General features: G+C 64.2%; 19 protein-coding genes. 4 read left to right on the top strand and 15 right to left on the bottom strand.

Going from position 1 to position 22,523, the window contains the following annotated elements; all coding sequences use genetic code 11:
• Positions 1–40 precede the first annotated feature (40 nt).
• From XI02_RS26970 to XI02_RS26995, 6 genes are all read right to left on the bottom strand, one after another.
• Complete coding sequence (locus XI02_RS26970; protein WP_063709302.1) at positions 41–928, bottom strand: amidohydrolase; 888 nt, start codon at positions 926–928, stop codon at positions 41–43.
• Positions 929–1,278: 350 nt separating this feature from the next.
• Positions 1,279–1,734, bottom strand: coding sequence for a lipocalin-like domain-containing protein (locus tag XI02_RS26975; protein ID WP_018272174.1), 456 nt, complete (start codon positions 1,732–1,734; stop codon positions 1,279–1,281).
• A gap of 260 nt (positions 1,735–1,994) precedes the next feature.
• The gene (locus tag XI02_RS26980; RefSeq protein WP_038380483.1) at positions 1,995–4,658 is read right to left on the bottom strand and encodes a nitrate reductase; all 2,664 of its coding nucleotides are present in this window, start codon (positions 4,656–4,658) and stop codon (positions 1,995–1,997) included.
• Positions 4,659–4,674: 16 nt separating this feature from the next.
• Positions 4,675–5,004, bottom strand: a complete 330-nt coding sequence (gene nirD / locus XI02_RS26985; protein WP_038380484.1) for a nitrite reductase small subunit NirD — start codon at positions 5,002–5,004, stop codon at positions 4,675–4,677.
• Positions 5,001–7,460 (bottom strand): nitrite reductase large subunit NirB, encoded by a 2,460-nt coding sequence (nirB, locus tag XI02_RS26990; protein ID WP_038380485.1) that lies wholly within the window; start codon positions 7,458–7,460, stop codon positions 5,001–5,003. Before nirB ends, nirD begins: the two co-directional genes overlap by 4 nt.
• A 182-nt stretch (positions 7,461–7,642) precedes the next feature.
• Entirely contained in the window at positions 7,643–7,969 is a 327-nt protein-coding gene (locus XI02_RS26995; RefSeq protein WP_129965108.1) for a hypothetical protein, read from the bottom strand.
• 128 nt (positions 7,970–8,097) lie between these two features.
• Here XI02_RS26995 and XI02_RS27000 point away from each other — a divergent pair, with 128 nt between their 5' ends.
• Together XI02_RS27000 and XI02_RS27005 are read left to right on the top strand one after the other, a co-directional pair.
• Positions 8,098–9,357, top strand: a complete 1,260-nt coding sequence (locus XI02_RS27000) for an MFS transporter (protein ID WP_026192906.1) — start codon at positions 8,098–8,100, stop codon at positions 9,355–9,357.
• Between the two features lie 63 nt (positions 9,358–9,420).
• On the top strand, positions 9,421–11,094 hold the full coding sequence (locus tag XI02_RS27005; protein ID WP_194483233.1) for a bifunctional protein-serine/threonine kinase/phosphatase: 1,674 nt from the start codon (positions 9,421–9,423) through the stop codon (positions 11,092–11,094).
• A gap of 162 nt (positions 11,095–11,256) precedes the next feature.
• Here XI02_RS27005 and XI02_RS27010 read toward each other — a convergent pair whose 3' ends face one another.
• The 4 genes from XI02_RS27010 to XI02_RS27025 form a co-directional block, all read right to left on the bottom strand.
• Positions 11,257–11,883 carry a hypothetical protein gene (locus XI02_RS27010; RefSeq protein WP_063709303.1) on the bottom strand — a complete coding sequence of 209 codons (627 nt, stop codon included), beginning with the start codon at positions 11,881–11,883 and terminating at the stop codon, positions 11,257–11,259.
• Positions 11,880–12,374 carry a c-type cytochrome gene (locus tag XI02_RS27015; RefSeq protein WP_172649155.1) on the bottom strand — a complete coding sequence of 165 codons (495 nt, stop codon included), beginning with the start codon at positions 12,372–12,374 and terminating at the stop codon, positions 11,880–11,882. The genes XI02_RS27010 and XI02_RS27015 overlap by 4 nt, the downstream gene beginning before the upstream one ends.
• Before the next feature lie 120 nt (positions 12,375–12,494).
• On the bottom strand, positions 12,495–14,267 hold the full coding sequence (locus XI02_RS27020) for a PQQ-dependent dehydrogenase, methanol/ethanol family (protein WP_240537244.1): 1,773 nt from the start codon (positions 14,265–14,267) through the stop codon (positions 12,495–12,497).
• A 135-nt stretch (positions 14,268–14,402) separates the two neighbouring features.
• The gene (locus tag XI02_RS27025) at positions 14,403–14,873 is read right to left on the bottom strand and encodes a copper chaperone PCu(A)C (RefSeq protein WP_080583245.1); all 471 of its coding nucleotides are present in this window, start codon (positions 14,871–14,873) and stop codon (positions 14,403–14,405) included.
• A 127-nt stretch (positions 14,874–15,000) separates the two neighbouring features.
• On the opposite strand from XI02_RS27025, the gene XI02_RS27030 reads away from it, so the two are divergent.
• Entirely contained in the window at positions 15,001–15,996 is a 996-nt protein-coding gene (locus XI02_RS27030) for a phosphotransferase (protein WP_038380492.1), read from the top strand.
• Between the two features lie 45 nt (positions 15,997–16,041).
• On the opposite strand, the gene XI02_RS27035 is transcribed toward XI02_RS27030, so the two are convergent.
• The 3 genes from XI02_RS27035 to XI02_RS27045 all read right to left on the bottom strand — a co-directional run bounded on the left by XI02_RS27035 (position 16,042) and on the right by XI02_RS27045 (position 17,413).
• A complete protein-coding gene (locus XI02_RS27035; protein WP_168857061.1) occupies positions 16,042–16,224 on the bottom strand; it encodes a hypothetical protein in 183 nt (60 codons plus the stop codon).
• Between the two features lie 88 nt (positions 16,225–16,312).
• Positions 16,313–16,768, bottom strand: coding sequence for a cupin domain-containing protein (locus XI02_RS27040; RefSeq protein WP_018272185.1), 456 nt, complete (start codon positions 16,766–16,768; stop codon positions 16,313–16,315).
• 87 nt (positions 16,769–16,855) lie between these two features.
• On the bottom strand, positions 16,856–17,413 hold the full coding sequence (locus tag XI02_RS27045) for a hypothetical protein (RefSeq protein ID WP_018272186.1): 558 nt from the start codon (positions 17,411–17,413) through the stop codon (positions 16,856–16,858).
• A 627-nt stretch (positions 17,414–18,040) separates the two neighbouring features.
• Here XI02_RS27045 and XI02_RS27050 point away from each other — a divergent pair.
• Positions 18,041–19,882, top strand: a complete 1,842-nt coding sequence (locus tag XI02_RS27050; protein ID WP_063709304.1) for a caspase family protein — start codon at positions 18,041–18,043, stop codon at positions 19,880–19,882.
• A gap of 137 nt (positions 19,883–20,019) precedes the next feature.
• Here XI02_RS27050 and XI02_RS27055 read toward each other — a convergent pair whose 3' ends face one another.
• Together XI02_RS27055 and XI02_RS27060 are read right to left on the bottom strand one after the other, a co-directional pair.
• Positions 20,020–20,664 (bottom strand): DUF4384 domain-containing protein, encoded by a 645-nt coding sequence (locus tag XI02_RS27055; protein ID WP_026192908.1) that lies wholly within the window; start codon positions 20,662–20,664, stop codon positions 20,020–20,022.
• A gap of 20 nt (positions 20,665–20,684) precedes the next feature.
• Positions 20,685–22,463 (bottom strand): caspase family protein, encoded by a 1,779-nt coding sequence (locus XI02_RS27060; RefSeq protein WP_172647753.1) that lies wholly within the window; start codon positions 22,461–22,463, stop codon positions 20,685–20,687.
• Between the last annotated feature and the right edge of the window lie 60 nt (positions 22,464–22,523).

The following is a 22,523-nucleotide window of genomic DNA, read 5'->3' on the forward strand; positions in this document are numbered from 1 at the left end:
AACCGAAACCTTGGCGTGCCTGCATCGCAGCAAGCTTGGTTCACGTCCAGCGAAGCCGCGCCAGGATCGCGCGACCCATGATCCAGTCCTTGTCACTTTCGGTAAGGAACGGAAGCTCCTCAGTGAATTGCGTCACACGCTGCCGGTAGGTGGCCCGGGCGAATGAATTGGTGACATCGGTTCCCCAGTGGCAGCGCTCCGGGCCGTAGGCGTCGAACAGGCGGTGGATATGCGGGGTCACGTCACGGAATGGATATGGCTCGGTCGAAATCAGCGGTACCGACGTCAACTTCACCGACACATTCGCATATTTTGCGAGCGCCGCCGCCTGGACGATAGCTTCCGGCACCGCGTTGTTTTCCGATGAGCCAGGACGCGGGCGCAGGCCCGCGCCGACCCCCATGTGGTCGATGATGAGCGTAAGTTGCGGGTGTCGTTCGGCGATCTGGGCGAACAGCGATGTCTGGCCCGACGTGAGAAACATCACAGGCAGGCCGGCCTTCTCCGCCGCCGGCCAGAACCAGTCCGCGGTTCCGTCGGTCAGCCACACCGCTTCGCCGGGGCCGAAGTTCAACCTCACGCCCAGCACGCCGGGCTGGTCGCGCCAGGTCGCAAGCCGTGCCGCGCGGTCGGGCTTGTCGAGAGCGACACGCGCCATGATGGCGAAGCGGCCCGGGTATCGTTTGACCGCCTCTTGGGCATAGTCGATGCGCTCGCCTTCGAGCGACACTGGCGGAACGATGACGACGCGATCGACGCCAGCCTCGTCCATCAGGGGAATTATTCGCTCGATGGTGAAGGGCTCCGGAAGCTGCGGTTTGGCACCGGGGAGCCAGGGTCTTTCCGGGGTGCTCGCCGGCCACAGGTGAACCTGCGAATCGACGATCACTCGTTTTTGCTGCGCGACTGCTGTCGCGGCATGCTGCATTGACAGCGCGACACCGGTCGCGACAGTGCCGGTCAGGAAATGACGGCGTGAAGGCATGCGATGTCCTTCCTGTCTAATAGTTCTAGTCACAACATCATGGGTGCCGCTGAGCAAGCGTCGCAGCAAAATGGCTCGCAATATTGAAGATCACATCAGGAAATTGCGACCATGAAAATAGGGTTCAAAGGTCAATTTGCGCCGCACCAATCTTGAACCGCGCATGTCTCGGTTGGGCCAGGAGCCGCCCATGGCGGCCAAACCGGGCGGCGTCCGCCCTGCTCAAATGAGCTGGCGTGCTCACGGACGAGTGGACCTTCGACGTTAGGCCACAAGCAGGCTTGACGGCCAGATCACTTCGCTCGTTTCCAAATCACTTCAACTATATCTCCTGCCGGGGGATGAACGGTCAGCGTCAGTTGGTCACCCGCAATCGCGACAAAGCGCTTCTGTTCGGTGCCATTCCAGTTTGGAAAAGAACTGCCTTCCACGTGGATTGCGATGCTGCTATCTGCCTCGTTTGCCGAATACGTTCCAAAGTAAGTTATCGTGCCGTCGGCGGTTTCCTTGTATTCCTCGGGTGTGCCTTGCCGCAGGGTATTGCTTGCATATTTAGCTCGATCTGAGCGCATCACTGTGATGATGTATCGCCCACCCGCATCAAAGAACGCGACGCCCTTCGGAGCGGCCCCATAATGCTGGACCTTGGCGCCGTCACCTTTCTTTTGCTCCCATGAGAGCAGCGTCCACGTACCAACCAGTTGATCCTTTAGCGATTGCTTCTGACCAAGCGCGTCGATTGTCATCATGAGCGACCCAGACGCCGCAATAGCGCATGCGGCGAAAATTGCTCGCAAAGTCATTTGTCGATCCCAAGGAAGAATTGATCGTATCAGTTGAGCACCGCGGACGTTATCACGCTCGGGCGAGATGGGTAAGATGAGCCCCACATGTCCGCGCCGGGTCGAGACCGGAAGCACTCGAGGCATGATGAGTCCGCTTCCGGGCGGATCGCGACCCAATTGCACTGCTTGCGTTTCGCCCTGGCGCGGTCGCGACGCGCGAAGATTCAGGACGCGATCGCCTGCCGCGGCTGCGTGGTGGTGCCGATCAGCTTGCCGATTTCGGGCTTGCAGCCGCCGCAATTGGTGCCAGCCTTCAGGCAACGGCCGATCGCATCGACGCTGTCGGCGCCCTTCCTGATCTCGGCGGTGATCTGGTGCCGTCCGACGCTGAAGCAGGAGCAGACGATCGGACCGACATCCTCGCCCGCGCCGAACGGCCGTCCGGCCAGCAGCGACATCCGCGCATTGGCCGACAATTGCTGTTCGGCGAACAGCCCGGTCAGCCACGCACGCGACGGCAGCGTGTGATCGGGCGCGATGAACACGCAGCCCTCGAGCCGGCCGTCGCGCACCGCCGCGTAGCGGAAGCGGCCCGCGGCCGGATCGCGATAGGCGATCCATTCGATCTCGACACCGTCGAGGCCGAGCTGCGCCCTCGCCCAGTCGCGCCAGCTCTCCGGGCGAGTGTCGAGCGCAAGTTCCAGCCGCGTGCAATCGCCGGCCTTGCCGTAAACCCAGTAGCCGCTTGCCGGACGCCTGATCGCGTCGCGGCTCAGGATGAAGGCGTGCCATTTCGGCGCGTAAGGGACGGCCTTGACCGGCGTGTGCTTGGACTCCGGCTGGCCGGACAGCGGATCGGTCGCCGGATTGACCAGCGCGTTGACGCGTCCCTCGCCGGCGAACTCCGCGTTCCAGTGCATCGGCACGAACACGCAGCCGCGGCGCTGGTCGGCGCTGACCACGACGCGCGCGATCATCTCGCCCCAGCTGCTGGTCAGCCGCACCAATCCTTCGTTTTGCAGCCCGGCCTGCCGTGCGTCCTCGGGGTGAAACTCGGCATAGGGCTCGAACACATGCGACAATAGCCGTCCGGTTTTGCCGGTCCGGGTCATGGTGTGCCACTGATCGCGCACGCGGCCGGTGTTGAGCACCAGCGGAAAGTCGCGGCTGGTCGCGTTGCGCGCCGCGCGTGGTGCCACCGGCACGAAGCGCGCCTTGCGGTCCGGCGTGAAGAATTGCTGGCTCTCGAACATCCGCGGCGTGCCGGCCGGATGCTCCGATGTCACCGGCCACTGCACCGGCGCCAGCACCTCATAGGCGCCGTCGTCGAGCGCAGCCAGCGCCGAGATGTCGAAATCGCGCCGGCCGTCATTCTCGAAGCCCGACAGTTCGGCGTGCTCGCGGAACACCTCGGCAGCCGAGGCATAGTCGAAGCCGGAATATCCCATCCGGGCGGCGACGTCGCAGATGATGCGCCAGTCGGCGCGCGCCTCGCCCGGAGCTGCCAGGAACGGCCGCTGCCGCGAGATCCGGCGCTCGGAATTGGTGACGGTGCCGTCCTTCTCGCCCCACGCCAGTGCCGGCAGCAGCACGTCGGCATGGCGCGTGGTGTCGGTGTCGCGCATGCAATCCGTCACCACGACGAGCTCGCAGGCGTCGAGCGCGGCGCGCGCGCGATCGGCATCCGGCAGGCTCACCACCGGATTGGTCGAGATGATCCACACCGCCTTGATGCGGCCGTCGGCGATCGCGTCGAACATGTCGACCGCTTTCAGCCCGGCCTTCTCCGCAATCACGGGCGCGCGCCAAAACCGCTGCACCAACGCGCGGTGCGCGGGATTGTCGATCTCCATATGCGCGGCGAGCTGGTTGGCGAGCCCGCCGACCTCGCGGCCGCCCATCGCGTTGGGCTGGCCGGTCAGCGAGAACGGCCCCATGCCGGCACGGCCGATGCGCCCGGTCAATAGATGGCAATTGATGATGGCGTTGACCTTGTCGACGCCGCTCGACGACTGGTTGATGCCTTGCGAATACAGCGTGACGACGCGCTCGGTGCGCGTGAACCAGTCGAAGAACAGCCCGACCGCGCCTTCGGTCAGGCCGCAGGTCGCCGCGGTCTGCGCCACGGTCTGGCCGCCGACTTGTTTCAGCGCGTCGACGACACCCGTCGTGCAATTGCCGACAAAGCCGCGGTCGACCGCGTTGCTGCCGGCAAGGAAGGCGAACAGGCCGTTGAACAGTACGGAGTCGCTGCCCGAGCGCAGCGGCAGATGCAGATCGGCGCCCTCGCAGGTCGCGGTGCGGCGCGGATCGATCACCACGATCTTGCACGCCGGATTCTTCTCCTTCGCCGCCAGCATGCGCTGGTGCAGAATCGGATGGCACCAGGCGGCGTTGGAGCCGACCAGCACGAGAAGCTCCGCTTGCTCGAGATCCTCGTAGCAGCCCGGCACGGTGTCGCTGCCGAACGCGCGCTTGTGCCCGGCGACGCTGGAGGCCATACACAGCCGCGAATTGGTGTCGATATTGGCGGTGCCGACGAAACCCTTGGCGAGCTTGTTGATGACGTAATAGTCCTCGGTCAGGAGTTGGCCGGAGACATAGAACGCGACCGCATCGGGCCCGTACTCCCTGATGATCCTGTTAAAGCCATCGGCGACGCGATCAAGCGCGTCGTCCCACGCCGCCGGCGCGCCGTCCATCATCGGCTCGAGCAGACGCCCGTCGAGATCGATGGTCTCGGCAAGCGCCGAGCCCTTGCTGCAAAGCCGACCGAAATTGGCCGGGTGCTGCTTGTCGCCCTCGACGGTGACGGCACCCGCCGCGTCCTTCGACGCGATGACGCCACAGCCGACACCGCAATAAGGACACGTGGTCTTGACGGACATTGCCTGACCTGACCGCTCAGCTCACCGCAGCCGCCTGCCGCACCGACAGCCAGACAACGCCGTTCTCGACCTTGGCCGGATGGGTATGGGTGCAACCTTCGTCGGGCGCGACCGCCTGCCCGCTCGCCAGCTCGATGACGAAGTTATGCAGCGGACAGGTCACACGCTTGTTGTGCACGATGCCCTGCGACAGCGGCCCGCCCTTGTGCGGGCAGCGGTCGTCGAGCGCGAACACCTCGTCGCTCTCAGTCCGGAACACCGCGATGTTGCCGCCCGGCGTGCGCACCACGCGCGAGCCGAGCCGTGGAATGTCGGCCAATGCGCCGATTTCGATCCACTGGGTCATGCGAGCTCCAATTCGGCGAGAGGCGCGAACTCGTTGCGGTCGACGCCGCGGCTGGCGCGCTCGGCCCACGGATCGGTCTGCGCGAACTGCTGCGAATGGGCAAAGCGGGCGAACAGCGCCTTGCGGTTCGCAACGTCGTCGACCACCCGCTTCCTGATCTGCTCGAGACCGACGCGGTCGCACCATTTGTACATACGCTCGAGATACCAGCCCTCCTCACGATAGAGCTGGGTCAGCGCCACGATCACCTCGAGGCATTCGTCTTCGGTCTCGACCTTGGTCAGGAACTCGGTGCCCTTGATGTGCAGGCCGGCGGCGCCAGCGAAATGGATCTCGTAACCGGAATCGACGCAGACCACGCCGACGTCCTTGCAGGTCGCTTCCGCGCAGTTGCGCGGGCAGCCGGAGACGCCGAGCTTGACCTTGGCCGGCGTCCACGAGCCCCACATGAACTTCTCGAGCTTGACGCCGAGGCCGGTGGAATCCTGGGTGCCGAAGCGGCACCATTCGGAGCCGACGCAGGTCTTCACCGTGCGCAGGCCCTTGGCGTAGGCGTGGCCCGACACCATGCCGGCATCGTTGAGGTCGGCCCACACCGCCGGAAGATCCTCCTTCTTGACGCCGAGCAGGTCGATGCGCTGGCCGCCGGTGACCTTCACCGTCGGGATGTTGAACTTCTCGGCGACATCGGCGATCGCGCGCAGCTCGCTCGGCGTCGTGACGCCGCCCCACATCCGCGGCACCACCGAATAGGTGCCGTCCTTCTGGATGTTGGCGTGGACGCGCTCGTTGATGAAGCGCGACTGCTGGTCGTCGCGATATTCGCCGGGCCAGGTCGCGAGCAGATAGTAATTCAGCGCCGGACGGCAGGAGTGGCAGCCGTTCAGGGTCTTCCACTCCATGAAGCGCATGACCGCGGGAATGGTCTTGAGCTGCTGCTCGACGATGACGCGGCGAACGTCGTCGTGGCTGTGATCGGTGCATTTGCACAGCGGCTTGACCTTCGGCGCCGCCGAATAGTCGCCGCCGAGCGTGAACGCCAGCACCTGCTCGACCAGGCCGGTGCAGGAACCGCAGGACGACGATGCCTTGGTATGGGCGCGGACGTCGTCGAGCGTGAACAGCTTCTTCTCGCTGATCGCCTTGACGATGGCCCCCTTGCAGACGCCGTTGCAGCCGCAGATCTCGGTCTCGTCGCTCATCGCGGCAACGGAGCTCTGGCCGCTGACGCCGCCATCGCCGAGATTGGCGGCGCCGAACACCAGGCGCTCGCGCATATGCGAGACGTCGGTGCCGTCACGCAGATGCTGGAAGTACCAGGGGCCGTCGATGGTGTCGCCATAGAGCACGGCGCCGACGATCTTCTTGTCCTTCAGGATGATGCGCTTGTAGACGCCGCGGTTGGCGTCCTGCAGCACGATCTCCTCCTTGTCCGGGCCCGGCGCGAAGTCGCCGGCCGAGAACAGGTCGATGCCGGTGACCTTCAGCTTGGTCGAGGTGACCGAGCCGTCATAGGTGGCAAAACCCTTCATCGCGAGGTGGTTGGCGCAGACCTTGGCCTGGTCGAACAGCGGCGCGACGAGACCGTAGGTCTGGCGCCGGTGCTGCACGCACTCGCCGACCGCGTAGATCCGGCCGTCATAGGTCTGCATGGTGTCGGAGACGACGATGCCGCGCTCGCAGTACAGCCCGGCCTTCTTGGCGAGCTCGAAATTCGGGCGGATGCCGACCGCCATCACCACGAGATCGGCCGGCAGCTCGGTGCCGTCGCCGAACCGTACGCCGGTGACGCGGTCCTCGCCCAGGATCGCCTGGGTCTGCGCCGGCATCTTGAACACCATGCCGCGCTCTTCCAGCGACTTGCGCAACAGGCCGCCTGCCACCGGATCGAGCTGACGCTCCATCAGCGTGTCGAGCAGATGCACGACCGTGACGTTCATGCCGCGCTTCATCAGCCCGTTGGCGGCCTCGAGGCCCAACAGGCCGCCGCCGATCACCACCGCGTTGCGATAGTCGGTCGAGGCCTTGATCATGCGATCGACGTCATAGATGTCGCGGAAGCCGATCACGCCCGGCAGGTCCTTGCCCGGCAGCGGCAGCATGATCGGGTTTGAGCCGGTCGCGATCAGCAGGCGGTCATAGGGCACGCGCTCGCCGGCTTCGGTGACGACCTCGCAGGTGCGACGGTCGATCATGGTGACCGTCTCCCCCTTGCGCAGCGTGATGTTGTTGTCCTCGTACCAGTCGACGGTGTTGAGCATGATGTCGTCGACGGTCTTCTCGCCGGCGAGCACCGGCGACAGCAGGATGCGGTTGTAATTGCCGTAGGGCTCGGATCCGAACACGGTGATGTCGTAGAGATCGGGCGCGCGCTCCAGCAGCGCCTCGACCGTCCGGATGCCGGCCATCCCGTTGCCGATCACCACGAGCTTCTGCTTGGTCACTTTGTCGAGCATGGTCTGCCTTTCAATTCCGACGGCGCTGCGCAGCGACGCGGCGTGCGTCGTTGATAGGCACCGATAAAGGTTTGGAGTTGTAGGAAGCCCAGCCGCGGGCGCAGACCGTCTTCGATGACGACCGATGTTCCGTTATTGAGTGTTATTCAAAACGCGTGCCAACTCGCGGCGGACGAATCCGCCTACAAAATCAACAGGTTTCCGGCCGACCAAAACCCACCGGTCCGCACGCCGCGCCGACATCCGGCCGAAATTTTAGCCACGCCGATGATCTCTTGTGCATCACAGCATCGATGGCCGCGATGGCGCTCGCGAAGTCGCATTTGATGCGCGACCGCACGGGCTTGGCGCATCGCACAAAAAAACACCAGCGTGCGCGTTTGCGCGGCGGCACTTGCCGCAAGCCACGCCACGCGCGGCGGCGGAACGCTGTTCGCGATTGCGCGGCAACGTCTTGCGACTGCTCGGCAAAGCGACGCGACCTGATCGATGGCACGGTAATTGCTCACCACAGCTATTGACGGAGTGCGTCTCAACGACGAGCGCGCTCCGCATTCACCCACATTCCATTTGTCTGCGCTTGAGACGGCCGCGCTTTGTGCGGCTGCCTCCGCCGCATCAACGCGAGATGCTTGCGATGAAGCTAGCCGAGTTCAAGAAGGCAGGTCACTGGCCGACACTGCTTGCCGCGTTCCTGTACTTCGACATCAGTTTCATGGCGTGGGTCGCGCTCGGACCGCTGATCGTCTACATCGCGCGCGACATGAATCTGGCCGTGAACGAGAAGTTCACCCTGGTTGCCATTCCCGTGCTCGCCGGCGCGCTGCTTCGCGTGCCGTTGGGCATTCTCGCCGACATCATCGGCGCCAAGCGCACCGGCATCATCGCCCAGCTCGTGGTGATCGCCGCGACCGCGGCGGTGTGGCACTTCGGGCTGACCAGCAAGCTCGCGATCGAGCTGTTCGGGCTTGCGCTCGGCGTCGGCGGCGCCTCGTTTGCCGTCGCCCTGCCCCAGGCGAGCCGCTGGTATCCGCCGCAATATCAGGGCGTGGTGATGGGCATCGCCGGTGCCGGCAATATGGGCGTCGTGCTCGACACGCTGCTTGCGCCGAGCATTGCCGAGCATTGGGGCTGGCAGGCCGTGTTCGGCTGCCTCTTGATTCCGATGCTGATGGTGCTCGCCTATTACGCGTTCGCAGCCAAGGACGCTCCGGGCGAGCGCAAGAAGGTCTCGCTGCAGGCTTACGGCGCACTGCTGAAGGATTCCGACAGCCGCTGGTTCATGTTCTTCTACTTCATCACCTTCGGCGGCTTCGTCGGCCTCGCCAACGCGCTGCCGCTCTATTTCACCGTGCAGTATCATGTCTCCGGCGTCGCCGCCGGCATGCTGGTCGCGTTGATCGTCGCGTTCGGCTCGGGATTCCGTCCCGTCGGCGGCATGATCGCCGACCGCATCGGCGGCATTCGCTCGCTGTCGATCCTGTTCGGTGTCGTGGTCGCCGCCTATCTCGTCATTGCCTTCATGCCGGAGGGCCCGACCGCGCCGACGCCGGCCGGCTGGGCGTTGACCGAACTGCCGCGCATTGCCTGGATCTCGGTGCTGCTGTTCTCGATCGGCGTGCTGGCGCTCGGCATGGGCAACGGCGCGGTGTTCCAGCTGATCCCGCTGCGCTTCCGTCACGAGATCGGCCTGATGACCGGTCTTGTCGGCTGCGCCGGCGGCATCGGCGGCTTCTTCCTCGCCCAGACGCTCGGCTTCGCCAAGGGCATGACCGGCGGCTTCGGCGCCGGCTTCCTGTTCTTCGGCGGGCTGGCGTTGCTTGGCTTCATCGGACTTGCCATGGTCAAGGTACGCTGGCGCACCACCTGGGGCGCGGTATCGGGAGCGCGCGTCTGAGGACTCCGCTCCGCAACGTGACGGGGCTCGGGCGTGGCGAACGGTTCGCAACGGGATTTGGGGGTGCGCCTCGGCTTCGCCAGCGAGACCGGCAAGCGCGCCGCCAATGAGGACTATGTCGCGGCCTGCCTCGGCCAGCCGGGTGCGGTTCACCGCGACGTCGTCGCCGCGGTCGCCGACGGCGTCGGCGGCCACAAGGGCGGACGCGAGGCCGCGGAGGTCGCGGTCCGCAGCTTCATCGACGCCTATTATTCGCTGCCCGAGACGCTCGGCGTCCGCCGCCGCGCCGCGCGGGCGCTGGAAGCCGCCAACAGCTGGATCTACGGCCAGGGCCGCGTCGATGCCGCGCGCAGCGGCATGGCCTGCGCGTTCTCCTCGATCGTCCTGTCGCGGCGGCAATGCCATGTGATCCACATCGGCGACACCCGTGCCTATCGCCTGAGCGACGGCCGGCTGGAACGCCTGACGCAGGACCATATCGCCGGCCGCGGCGAGCTCGCCCACATGCTGAGCCGCGCCATCGGTTTCGAGGAATTCGCCCGCTTCGACTACACGTCCCTTGGGCTCCGGCAACATGACCGCCTGCTGATCTGCAGCGACGGGGTTCACGGCACGCTCGGCGATTTGCGCCTCCAGCAATTGCTGGAGGAACGCACGCCGCCCGACGAGTCCGCGCGCAGCATCGTCGATGCCGCCCTCGTGGCCGGCAGCTGCGACAACACGACCGCGCTGGTGCTCGATGTCGTCGACCTGCCGCCGGCGGATCGCGACGATCTTACCCACGCGATCGCGACGCTGCCGATCCTCGATTTGCCGGAGACCGGCGATACGATCGACGATTTCAGCCTCGGCGACGTCTTGTCCGACGGACGCTACAGCCGCCTGTTCAAGGCGACCGACAAGCGCGCCGGCCGCGAGGTGGTGCTGAAATTTCCGCATCCGCGGGTCGCGAGCGAGGGCTCCTACCGCCTCGCCTTCGTGCGCGAGGCCTGGGTCGCCGCGCGCGTGCGCAGCCTCTGGATCGGCGAAATTATCGAGGTGCCGGCGGAGCGGCAGACCAGGCTCTATTCGGCGATGCCGCTGTACGAGGGCGAAACGCTGGAGCAGCGGCTTGGCCGCGCGCCGCGGCTGTCGCTCACCGACGGCATCGCGATTGCAACCAAGTTGGTACGCGCGGTCACCGCGCTGCACCGCGCCGGCATCATCCATCGCGACATCAAGCCCGACAACGTGATCCTGCTGAAGGATGGCGGGTTGCGCCTCGTCGACCTCGGCGTCGCGCGGGTGCCGCTCTTGGAGGACTTTCCCGCCGAGGACATTCCGGGCACCGCGAGCTACATGGCGCCCGAGCTGTTCGGCGGCAAGGCCGGCGACGAAGCCTCCGACCTGTTCGCGCTCGGCGTCACGGTCTACCGCATGTTCACCGCGAACTATCCGTTCGGCGAGATCGAGCCGTTCTCGCGGCCGCGCTTCGGCAAGCCGGCGCCGCTGTCGCGCTACCGGCCGGACCTGCCGGCCTGGCTCGACGCGGTGATCGGCAAGGCGCTCAGCGTCGACCCGGCGCAACGTTTTGGCGACGCCATCGAGTTCGCGCACGAACTGGAAAACGGCGCAACCTGGGCCGGCCCCGCCGTCACGACCCGCAAGTCACTGCACGACCGCGATCCCGTGACCTTCTGGAAGGTGCTGTGCGCCATCCTGGCCCTGATTGTCGTTGTGCTGCTGGCGCGGCACTAGACTAGCTCCGTCATGGCCGGGCTTGTCCCGGCCATCCACGTCTTCGCTGCAATCGCGTAAGAAAAGACGTGGATGGCCGGGACAAGCCCGGCCATGACGAAGAGAAAGAGAGTCATTTTAGATCAGTTAGGCAACTGAAATTTGGCTGTTTCAGTTTGCAGCTCAAGACCCGGCACGGCGAATCGTGATCCGGGTCTCGTCAGTCATGTCCTTGAGCTCCTTGTTCGGCTCGCGATAGAGATGACGTTCGATCTCGACCGTCCGGCCGTCGATGGTCTTGGTGCATTTCTCGTCGACAAATATGCCGCCGACCTCCTGCTTGTCGGCGCCCGGCTGTGCCTTCGAACAGGTCCAGCCGTCCTCGCCATAGCGCGACCTCGCCTGCAGGCCGAGCAGGAAGGCCTTCTTGCGCAGATAGAGCCGCGCCTTCGGATCGGTCTCGATCATCAGCGCCGCGATCTTGGCGTCCTTGTCGATCATGACGGTCAGGATCGCGGGATGGCCGCCGACCATGGTGCCTTCCCGCCCGCTCTCGCGATCGTACTCGAAGCGGATGCCGCGCAGCTGGTCCGGTCCGGCCTGGCAAGCCTGCCACTGCGCCCAATCAGCCAATCTGTGGGTCTTCTCGCCGACGCAGGTCAGGTTGATGTAGCCCGCGTCCGGCACGCTGCTGATCGCCATTCCGACGCTGATGTCGCGCAGGTCTCCCGCGGTCGCCATCGCCGGCACCGATGCCGTGACGGTGACAGCGAAGACCAGGCCACGGATTGCCGATCTTTGCTTGCTCATGGCTTTGCCTTCTCGCTCTCGGCGGACGGCGCGGCGGCGTGGCCGGCCTCCTTATAGATGTTGCAGACCCGCGAGCCATCGCCGAAGAACGCGATGCATTCATCGTAGGTCGGCTCGCTCTTGCCCTTGACGCGGGCGAGCACGTAGTCGGCGACGGCCTCGATCTCGTTCGGCCGCAGGAACACATTCGCCTCGGGCGGCATGCGGTCCGCGACGTCCTGCCGGGTCATCTCGTAGCATTTCGCGGTGTCGTAGGAGCCGCGCACGAAGAACGGCATGCCGGTGCCCGGCCGGCCGCACGTCACGGTCTCGATGATCTGCTCCCGGGTCAGCTCGGTCTTGCGCAGCGACAGCGCGTCGCCGCCATAGCCGCCGCCGCCATTGCCATGCCATTTGTGGCAGCCGACGCAATTGCCGCGCTTGAACACCGCCTTGCCCGCATCGGTCGGATCGTTCGCCGACTGCGCTTGCGCGGTACCGATAAATCCCATCACCAGCGCGCAGCCGAGCCACGCGCCAATCAGCGATATTTTTTTCATTTGTCTTGTTTCTTGTCTTTCGCGGCCAATCGACGCGGGAGGCCCCGATGAGAGGCCTCCCGCGCTGCGACGTCAAAGGGCGAACACGTAGAGCATCGAGCCCGGCTGCATCCGCTTCAGTTCGGGCGTGGCATCGATGAACCACTTGTCCCAGGCACCGCCGAGGCCGACCAGGATCGCGACATACTGCTTGCCGTCCACCGAGAACGTCATAGGAGGCGCGTTGACGCCGCCGCCGGTGTTGAACTGCCAGAGCTGCTGCAGCGATTTCGCGTCATAGGCGATCACCTCGCCGGACGGCTGTCCGGAGAACACGAGGTCCGGTGTTGCCAGGATGCCGCCGAGGTTCGGGAATTCGGTCTCCGCCTTCCCTGCCACCTTGCCGGTGGTGACGTCGATCGCGGTGACGCTGCCGGTGATCTTGACCGGCTGGCTCGGTCCGCCGCCCGTGAAGAACTCGCGCTTCTTCAACTTGTCCGGCGTCGTCTCCTCGACCGTGATCCGGTTGCAGCTCTCGATCACCGGGATGTACCAGAGCTTCAGGTTCGGATTATACGCGGTCGGCGGCCAGTTCTTGCCGCCCATGTTGCCGGGGCAGATGTCCGTCACCTTGTTGGTCCGGCTTGGCGTGACCGCCGCGTTGTAGCGCTGCACGCCCTGCTTCGGATCGTACTCCACCGGCTTGCCGGATTCGGGGTCGAGACCCTTGGTCCAGGTCACCTTCTTGACGAACGGCAGACCCCAGATGAACTTGCCGCTGTTGCGGTCGATCGCATAGGCAAAGCCGTTGCGGTCGGCCTCGAGCGCGAGCTTCTGCGTCGTGTTGTTCGGACCGGGGACGTCGACCAGCACGTTCTCCGCCACGCTGTCATAGTCGTAGGGATCGTTCGGCGTGTGCTGGTAGTGCCATTTGATCTTGCCGGTGTCGGCATCGAGACCAAGCGAGGAGTCGGTGTAGAGGTTGTCGCCGGGCCGATATTCGTTGTCCCAGTCCGGTCCGGGATTGCCGACGCCCCAGACGATGGTGTTGGTCGAGGGGTCGAAGCTGCCGGTGACCCAGGTCGATCCGCCGCCGCTCGCCTTGGCGTCCTTGTCGTCCTTCCAGGTCTCGTGACCGGCCTCGTCCTTGCCCGGGATGGTGTGGGTGCGCCACACTTCCTTCTGGCTCTTCAGGTCGGTCGCGGCGATCCAGCCGCGAATGCCGTATTCGGCGCCGGCCACGCCGGTGATCGCCATGTCCTTGACGATCAGCGGTGCGCCGGTGATCACCTCGCCCTTGTCGGGATCGGCGACCTGGCGCTGCCAGGCGACCTGCCCGGTCTCCTTGTTGGTCGCGATCAGGCGGCCGTCGAGCGTGTGCGAGACGACGAGGTTGCCCCACAATGCGACGCCGCGGTTGTCGACGCCGCAGCAGGCGACCGCGCCGGCCCAGTCATGGTCGGTCTTCGGATCCATCTTCCAGAGCAGCACGCCTTTGCCGCCATGCGCATCGATCTTGTAGACCGACCCCCAGCCGTCGGTGACGTACATGAATCCGTTCTCGACGATCGGCGTTCCCTCCAGACCGCCATGCGACCAGATTCCGCCGCCCTCGACGCCGCCGAGATGCATGGTCCAGGCTACCTTGAGGTTCTTGACATTGTCCTTGTTGATATCCGCCAGCGACGAGAAGCGCGTAGCCGAATAGTTCTTGTGGTGGTGCAGCCAGTTGCCTGCTTCCTTGTCAGCATTGAGCAGACGGTCCTGGCTGACATCGTCGGCGAGCGCGAAAGAGCCCGCGAAGGTCGCTGCGGATGCTACTGCCGCGGCGAGCATATGCGACTTTACCCAATTCAACCTTGTCATGAGTTCATTTCCTCCGGATCTAGCATTCTTCATTGATCGAACCGCCCGTCACACACGGGCGATCACGCGAGAAGCCTTGAGTCCCGGCGCATGGCTGTGCACCACCCGCCGCCTTCTTGAGTCACTTATGTGAGGTCACTTCTGGACCTGTACCTCCGTCTCGATGGTGCCTGCTTTCTGAAAAACGATCGCGCATTTGAAGGTCTCGCCCGGCGTGAGCGCCTGACGCATCTGCAGCAGCATGACGTGATAACCGTCGCGCTTCAGCTCGAGCATTGCCTTCGCCGGCACTGGTATATTGGATATCGAGCGCATCGCCGGTGCCCCTTCGCCGCGATCCACAGTATGACGCTCGGAAAAATTCGCAACCGGGCAGCGGACACGAAGCAGCGCATCGGCGCTGTCGGCCTCGTTCTTGATCGTCATGGTCAAGGGAAGGTCCCCGCCCGCTTTGTCGACCGCCGGCACGCGCGCGTCCACAATCTGCAAGGACTCGTTCGCGGCGGCGTTATGCACCACTCCGAACGTGCTGATCAGGCAGAATAATGGCAACGCGATCCATGATCGGCACGCAACGGCGCAATGCAACCCCCGCTCGAACGACATCAAGTTCTCTCCCAACATGATTTTTGCAGCATTGTTTCATGCTTCGTCGTGCGCTTCCAGCAATAGATCGCGAACGCTGCATCAACACGATTTCGGCGCGCATGGCGGCCATGCTAACTTCTTGCGCATGAGTGCTCTCGATAAACTTCCGCCGGCAGAGCGCGACGCAGCACATGCCGCACTGCGTCAGGTGATCGGCACCGCAGCGATCGACGCCGTCACATCCGTCTCGGGCGGCGCAACGTCGGCGCAATTGTTCCGGATCGATGCGCACGGCGAGAATTATTTGCTCCGAATCGAAGGAATGCCGAGCCCGCTGCGCAATCCGTTTCAGTATGTGTCGCTCAGGATCGCGGCCGAGGCCGGCATCGCGCCGCGACTCCATTATGTCGACGAGGCCTCGCGCGTCGCGGTGATGGATTTTGTGCAACGGCAGCCGCTCGGCCGCTATCCCGGCGGCTTGCCGGCGCTGGCGAAGGCACTCGGCGAATTATTGGCGCGCTTGCAGGCGACGCCGACCTTTCCCGCTTTCGTGCGCTACCCCGACATCGTGGCCCGGCTCTGGGCCCATGTCGGCCACACCGGCCTGTTCGCGCCCGGCGTGCTTGAGCGCTGCAACGAGCAGCTCGCGCGCATCCGCGCGGCGTATGCCTGGGATGAGGCCAACTCGGTGTCGAGCCACAACGACTCGCTCCCCGCCAACATCCTGTTCGACGGCAACAGGCTCTGGATGATCGACTGGGAGTCCGCCTATCGCACCGATCCGCTGGTCGACCTTGCGATTGTCGGCGACAGCCTGGCGCGCACGCTGGAGCTGGAAAGCATTTTGCATTGTGCCTGGCTCGGCCACCCGCTCGACGAGGCGCTGCGCGCACGGCTCGCACATGTCCGCGCACTCACCCGGCTCTACTACGCCGGCGTGCTGCTCAGCGCATCGGCGACGGCGCCGCGCGCCGCACCCGACACGAGCCTTGCGGCACCGACGCTTGCCGAGCTCGCAGAGGCCACACGCGGCGGCCGGCTCAAGGCCGGCACGCCGGCGGCCAAGCACGTGCTGGGCAAGATGTTCGTCGCCTCGTTCCTGACCGAGGTCGCGACGCCCGGCTTCGATCTTTCGGTCTGATGTTCAACCCGGCGGATCGAACGTCGACGGAAACTGCGGCGCAGCTCACTGCGGCACCGGGTGCAGCCTTGCGAGCTGGTCGAGCGACAATTCGGCCTCGCGATCGCTCAGGGGAAAACGCACAATCACGTCCTGACGCGCCAGCTGGCCCCACAGCGCGTCCGACGACCATTTCTGCGGCTCGGGCCCGCGCGGACCGTCGACCCAGATGAAATACCATTCCGCCATGGACGCGACCAAAGCTCCTCGCCGGAACATTGGTCCTTCGCCGGCCAATCCGCAACGCCCGATTTCGGGCGCACCGCGGCAGGTGGGGCTATTCGTACGGCGTGCCGTCCTTGTGCAGGAAGCGGCCGTCGGAGCTCGGGCTCATCATGTCGATGTCGGAGCAGGTGATGACGTCGGCGCGCGAGCGCGAGCCGACCTCGAGATAGGTCGCCGTCATCTGCGACCTGTTGATCAGATGATGCCCGTTGCCGGAGTTTTTCGGAAACGCCGCGCAATCGCCGGCCCGCAGCACCGTCTCGCCGTCGTCTTCCACCAGCACCACTTCGCCCGCCAGCACATAGACGAACTCGTCCTCATCCGAGTGCCAGTGGCGCTGGCTCGACCAGTTGCCGGGCGGCAGCCGCATCAGGTTGACGCCGAAGTCGGCGAGCCCGCCGGCATCACCGAGACGCTGCCGCACCCGCTCGGCGCACGGCGCGGCAAACTCCGCCGGATAGCCGGTCCCCTTGCGTTCCGGCACGTTTGCAAGGTCGATCCTGGGCATGGCGTCTCTCCGGCGGTTGGCGGGCGAACGAGCGATCGGGCTGGCGGTAATCCGTTTCATGGAAGGCGCCAGCAACAGGTTCCGACGTCAGCCGCCAAATCGCTTCACCAGTTTTGAACTTTTGGCCGTGCTGATCTGCTGACCGGTCAAATCGCTTCCCACGCTCAATCCCTTCGTCATCAAGTTGCTGCGCAGGGCGGCCTGCTTCTCATCGGCGTAATCTACGTCGACGTGGTCGAGACTCATCAAATGCCCAAGTTCATGGGCCCACGCGCGTCCGTTGGCAAAGTCATTGCCATACCATTGGACAAAGCTTGCCGGCTCGGGATCGCTATGAAGGTATGAGCCGCCACCGGCCGAGAGATTGACAATCGGATTGACGAGATAGATGTGGACCGCATTGTCGGGAGCATGCCGGAGACTGAGAACATCCAGCACGCGCTGATCATTGTTGCGCGCGCTCTTCGCCATATCGAGCGGTTTGTCTTCCACGTAATCATTGATCACGAACGCGATCTTGGCCTTCGCCCAGATCTTATTGACCACATCCAGTGCCTTCTTGGCGGCCTCGCCACTCCATTTTTGAGGCTCGGCGACACCTTTCTCGGCAAATGAGGTGACATAGATTTTCAGCGGAATAGACATGTGCGTCTCCAACGCTAGAGATTTCAACGACACCTGCGGTGGGCGTCCACACGTCGACGGCCAGTTCCCGAGGACGCAGATTTCGATTCTTTCGGGACTCGCACGTCTCAGCTCGAACGGATCGGCGTTGCTTCCAGATAGACGCAGTTCGCGCTCCTATGGAAGAGGCCCGGGGCTGCGACAAACGGCCGAGACGTACGGGCTGAACCTTGTCGATGCCACCGAGACTAACGACGCGGCCGTCACACCCTGACGATCCGGCACGCGCATCGCTCGAGCATGCGAGTTCAATTCCGAGATCACTATCGAGAGATGGAGCTTCGCTTGGCGAAGCCGCCCGAATGGCGGCACTGCCAGCCATTCCGGCGCTAAAGATAAAAAGCAGCTATTTCAATATCTTACAGGTCATCTGACATTTATTCGGCCGTCCGCCACCGGCCCTACACGCTTCGGTGTATCCTTGAACATTCTCGCTTCCCCAAGCGACAACATCAGGAATGGATTGGACTCAGGATTGTTACTGTACGGAGGAATGCCGGCGCTCGTAACGCTTGACGCAGTGGAGTTTGCGCGCGGCCACCTTCGATAAAGCTCCCGTTGTTTCGAGCCGATTTTTGGACGTTCGCCATGCGCTACACGCTCCTCCGAGTTCTTGTTGTTCTTGCTGCTTCAGTTCTCCTGGCGTCTCAGCCCGCCTGGGCAACGAAGCGGGTGGCTTTGGTGGTCGGAAATTCGAACTATCAAAATGCGCCATTGCTTCCAAATCCTGCCAATGATGCCACCGCTATCGCCGCGACCTTGAAGGGCGCCGGGTTCGATTTGGTGGAGTCTCGGCTGAACCTGACCTCGAGCGACATGCGGCGGGCACTGAGGGATTTCGCCGATCAAGCTCGCGATGCAGACATCGCCATCGTCTACTATGCAGGTCACGGAATCGAGATCGACGGGACGAATTATCTGATTCCGACGGATGCCAGGCTGGAACGCGACACCGATATCTATGACGAGGCCTTCTCGCTCGATCGCGTCCTGCTCGCGATCGAGCCCGCGAAGCAGCTGCGCGTCGTGATCGTTGACGCCTGCCGCAACAATCCATTCGCCGACACGATGAAGCGAACCGTCGCCTCACGCGCGATCAGCCGCGGGCTCGCCCGGGTAGAACCCGCCGTGTCCAACACGCTGATCGCGTTTGCGGCCAAGGCGGGACTGACCGCGCTCGACGGCAACAGCACGAACAGTCCCTACGCGACGGCGCTGGTGAAATATATTGCAAAGCCTGGCCTCGACCTGCGCAGGGCTTTCGGCTTCGTCCGCGATGATGTCCTGCAAGCCACGGGCAACCGGCAGGAGCCCTACGTTTACGGATCGCTGGGCGGTGAGGACGTTGCGCTCGTACCAAAGGCAGAGGAGCCGGCGGCGCCGCCGGCTAACGCTTCGTCGGAGATTCGTCGCGACTACGAATTGGCCCTGCAACTGGGTAACAAGGCCGCCATGAGCGCGTTCCTCGCCCAGCATCCCGACGGCTATTACGCAAATCTGGCCAAGCTTCAGCTCAGTCAGATCGACGCGGAGGACGCGCGCGTTACCGCGACCCGGAAAGCGCAGGAAGCGGAGCAGCAGAAGGCTCGGCTTGCGTCCGAAGGTGCCCAGCGAGCAGAGCAGGAAAAGGCGGCCGCAGATTTCAAGGCTGCGGAGGATGCCCGCATCGCGGCAGAAAGAACGAAGCAGGCGGCGCAGGACCAGGCTGCTGAGGCTGAACGGAAGCGGACCGCATCGCAAACCTCAACGGTCGCCATGCTTTCCGCGAACGGATCCACGCCCGACAGCGCCAAGACGGACAATATCGCAACCGCGACCCCGTCCCAGAATAGCGAGGGCGCGAAGGTGGCCGCCTTGAACACGGCGCCGCCGCAGGAGGATCTTGCCAAATCGGTGCAGAGCGAGTTGAGCCGGGTTGGCTGTTTCACAGGCTCCATCGACGGTGAGTGGAACGCGGCCTCGCGTCGCTCCCTGACCCTGTTCAACCGGCACGCCGGAACCAAACTTGACGTCAAGCTTGCAAGCCTCGATGCGCTCGATGCGATCAAGCTGAAACCGGCCCGGGTTTGCCCGTTGATCTGCGAACACGGCTACAAGACCGATGGCGACCAGTGCCGCAAAATCACCTGCGCCGAAGGCTCGTTCCTGAACGAGGACAACGAATGCGAGAAGCGGCGCGGGAAAAAGCCGGTGGCAAAGCGCAACACGGATGAGCGCCCGTCGCGCGCGGATCGGCCGGTCCGCGATACCTCCGAGCCGCAAGCCGATGTTCCCCGACGACGACAGGCGACTGCAAGGCCCTCGGGCGGCAGCGGCCAGATCGTGTGTGATGCTTATCTATGCCGCCCGGTCCGCCGCGGGTGTCATCTCGATTACCGTGGCGGCGGAGGTCCCGGCGGCGGTACCGGCAATGTCGAGGTCTGCAATTAGGACGGCATGCACGGCGGCTCGAGATCATGTACGGGCCGCCGTCTCCTCCCGCAATCGGCAATGCCGGGGGCAAGGGCGCAGGGCCCTGCACGCAAGACGCCGGACAGCAGCCCGGCCGCAGGAATATTCTCGCTTACCTACTTGATGGAGTATGATTTGATGTCGAACGACCAATTGTTCGGCAACAGTCTTCCGCCGCCGCCCTCCGGTATCCGCAGCTGACTGGTCCAATCCGACAGGTAGCTCAACGTGTCGGCCGGCCCCTGAAGCTTGCGCTGAATGTCTGGCAAATCGAGCAATTGCACACGTCGCTCGCTCAGGATCGCAACGATCACAGCGGACCCGGCCGGCGGCGCGACGACATATTCAAATCCACGCTGCTGAGCCGCCGGGGTCGGAACAATGAATTGGACGCCAGGCTTCACAAGATTCATGTCGGGTCCGACCGACTGCGCCAATAGCTCGGCAGTCGGAAAGATCTGGCTCATCCGCCCTTCCGCATCCACATCCACCAGCATCAGATAGCCGGGCTTCCGGGCGGTTACGCCGAATGACACCTTGCCGCCAATGTTGACAGTTGGACCCGGCAGGATCTCAAGCGTCACGCCGGCAGCATTTGCCGGGCCGCGCGGGGCCTGTACGTGCCAGAGCAAGGAAACGTTCGTCGCTGCAGATGGAAATGCCGATGGCGGCGGCGCCGCGCACGCGACCCCACTTCCCGCCAGCAACGGTACGAGCGCGAGCCAGGATTGCTTCCGGGAAAACAGTTTCGCTGGCGACATGACTGGCTGTCACAGCTTTGTCAGGGAACGCTGAAAAAGCCGATTGACGCGATCCGCGCGTCAGCCGGCAGATAGCGCTCCAGACTCTTGATCACCTGCCCCGAGGCACGACGCCGGTTGAGCTGCATCAGGACCGTCTCCAGATCGACCATCCGCTGCTGCGAGGTCACCGCAACGATCTGCTCGGCACCGAACGGCTCGCCCACCCGGAGAGGCAGCCGCAGATTTGCCGATCGAGCCAGCGCGGCATCGGACCCCACCGGATACAGCATTTGGATAGTTCCATCGCCGGACACGTTGAACAGCAGCACCGCCCGTGAACCGACGTCGGACAATTCGACCTCGACGGTCTGTCCGCTGCGCTGCTGTCGATCATCCGGCCAGATACGCATCAGCTGCGGCGACTTCGTCGCCATGCGCTTCAGCTCCCGGATTGCCGCGGTTCGGTTGACAACTGTCGTCAAGCCGCCAACGTCAACGCCATAGGCCACGACGTCGCCCCAGGCAATCACGTCATGGGATACGGGATCCCAGATCAGGTCGGGATTATCAGTCGGTTGAACGGCCTGCACGCTGGCGTCCTGTGGCTTGACGCTGGTGAAATAGTTCATCTTGCCGTCAAGCGCCGCCAGGCGGATCGGCGTGGTGAGGCGGAACGGCGGCAGTGCGGCACTGGGCGCGGCCGGGGCGGTCGCAGCGGCACTGGTTGGAGCAGTTTGCGACTTGGCCGTAACGGCCGGTGGCGCAGGGATCTGTTTCTCGGCGGACGCGACGTTGGCAACCTGGCCGGAGGCAGCTCTCGCGGCCGTCCCCTGGATCAGCACCACGCCGCGCGTCAATTCGAAGGCGACCTCGGTTTCCGGCGTCTGTGCCGGCGACGATACCGTCACGATGTTCTGGCGCTGGTCGGACAGCTGATAGACCACCTGCCGGACATTGCTGAAAAGCTCCTTCAAAGTCACCTTGCCATCATGATTGATGTCCGCGTTGCCCTCCACGGCGCGCGCGACGGCATAACTCAGGGCGCCGCGCAGGCCATCGATCCCGGGAATCCGCACTTCCGGAGCCTTGGTGTGCCGATCGACCGCGGCGATGAACGCGGTGTGGTCGAGATCGAGTTCGGACTTCGGGTCGTCGCTGCTCGACACCGGCTTCAATTCATCGACCAGCAGCGTGTAGCGCGGCACCTGTCGAAAGCTCATCTCAGCCGCACGCGGATCGATATCGCGCACCATTCCGCCGCCATGGCAGGTATCCGCGACGAAGATCACCCTTGCGCCGCGCAATTCGAACTGCCGGATGAAATGGTTGAATTCGCTTCCCAGAATACGCTCGACCGACCCGGCTGGCGTGGTCGCGAATTCGGGCAGCAGGAACACGTTCTCCATTCCGTCCGGTTCGGAGCCTTTGATCCGCTCCGGCTCCTGCGTGCCGTGGCCCGCGATCGACAGGAAGACGAGATCGTTGTTCTTTGTCCGCTCCACCAGTGAGCTGATCTCGCGCAGCACGCTCGCCCTGTCGGCCTGTGCATTGGTCAGCTCGACCACATCGCTGACGCCCATGGTCCTCAAGCTCGACACGATGTCATTGGCGTCGGCGACCGCGCCCTTCAACTTGCGCACATGCTGGTAGTCGTCGATCCCGATGACGAGCGCCCGGAGAGCCGCACCGTCAGGATTGCTTATCGACAGCTCACCCGCCGCATGCGCGCGCTGGAGTGGCAGGCCGATCAACGCAGCGAGCAGGATGGCGGCACACAGCCAACCGGTCCTTCGATCAAAGCCCTTGAACGTTCGCATCGCGATCCACCTCGATATCAAGCAGGTCCGCCCTGGAACCGCACGGCAAGGCAGAGCGGC

This window comes from Bradyrhizobium sp. CCBAU 21365 (assembly GCF_015291305.1).
GTDB lineage: Bacteria > Pseudomonadota > Alphaproteobacteria > Rhizobiales > Xanthobacteraceae > Bradyrhizobium > Bradyrhizobium elkanii.

What these genes read in the sequence shown, in the direction of transcription:
- XI02_RS27015 (WP_172649155.1), bottom strand. Translation starts at nt 12,374, where the DNA reads ATGGGATTTATCGGTACCGCGCAAGCGCAGTCGGCGAACGATCCGACC.
- nirD (WP_038380484.1), bottom strand. Translation starts at nt 5,004, where the DNA reads ATGACCCAGTGGATCGAAATCGGCGCATTGGCCGACATTCCACGGCTC.
- XI02_RS26980 (WP_038380483.1), bottom strand. Translation starts at nt 4,658, where the DNA reads ATGTCCGTCAAGACCACGTGTCCTTATTGCGGTGTCGGCTGTGGCGTC.
- XI02_RS27030 (WP_038380492.1), top strand. Translation starts at nt 15,001, where the DNA reads ATGAGTGCTCTCGATAAACTTCCGCCGGCAGAGCGCGACGCAGCACAT.
- nirB (WP_038380485.1), bottom strand. Translation starts at nt 7,460, where the DNA reads ATGCTCGACAAAGTGACCAAGCAGAAGCTCGTGGTGATCGGCAACGGG.
- XI02_RS26975 (WP_018272174.1), bottom strand. Translation starts at nt 1,734, where the DNA reads ATGATGACAATCGACGCGCTTGGTCAGAAGCAATCGCTAAAGGATCAA.
- XI02_RS27025 (WP_080583245.1), bottom strand. Translation starts at nt 14,873, where the DNA reads ATGTCGTTCGAGCGGGGGTTGCATTGCGCCGTTGCGTGCCGATCATGG.
- XI02_RS27050 (WP_063709304.1), top strand. Translation starts at nt 18,041, where the DNA reads ATGCGCTACACGCTCCTCCGAGTTCTTGTTGTTCTTGCTGCTTCAGTT.
- XI02_RS27000 (WP_026192906.1), top strand. Translation starts at nt 8,098, where the DNA reads ATGAAGCTAGCCGAGTTCAAGAAGGCAGGTCACTGGCCGACACTGCTT.
- XI02_RS27045 (WP_018272186.1), bottom strand. Translation starts at nt 17,413, where the DNA reads ATGTCTATTCCGCTGAAAATCTATGTCACCTCATTTGCCGAGAAAGGT.
- XI02_RS27035 (WP_168857061.1), bottom strand. Translation starts at nt 16,224, where the DNA reads ATGGCGGAATGGTATTTCATCTGGGTCGACGGTCCGCGCGGGCCCGAG.
- XI02_RS26970 (WP_063709302.1), bottom strand. Translation starts at nt 928, where the DNA reads ATGCAGCATGCCGCGACAGCAGTCGCGCAGCAAAAACGAGTGATCGTC.
- XI02_RS27010 (WP_063709303.1), bottom strand. Translation starts at nt 11,883, where the DNA reads ATGAGCAAGCAAAGATCGGCAATCCGTGGCCTGGTCTTCGCTGTCACC.
- XI02_RS27040 (WP_018272185.1), bottom strand. Translation starts at nt 16,768, where the DNA reads ATGCCCAGGATCGACCTTGCAAACGTGCCGGAACGCAAGGGGACCGGC.
- XI02_RS27055 (WP_026192908.1), bottom strand. Translation starts at nt 20,664, where the DNA reads ATGTCGCCAGCGAAACTGTTTTCCCGGAAGCAATCCTGGCTCGCGCTC.
- XI02_RS27060 (WP_172647753.1), bottom strand. Translation starts at nt 22,463, where the DNA reads ATGCGAACGTTCAAGGGCTTTGATCGAAGGACCGGTTGGCTGTGTGCC.
- XI02_RS27020 (WP_240537244.1), bottom strand. Translation starts at nt 14,267, where the DNA reads ATGACAAGGTTGAATTGGGTAAAGTCGCATATGCTCGCCGCGGCAGTA.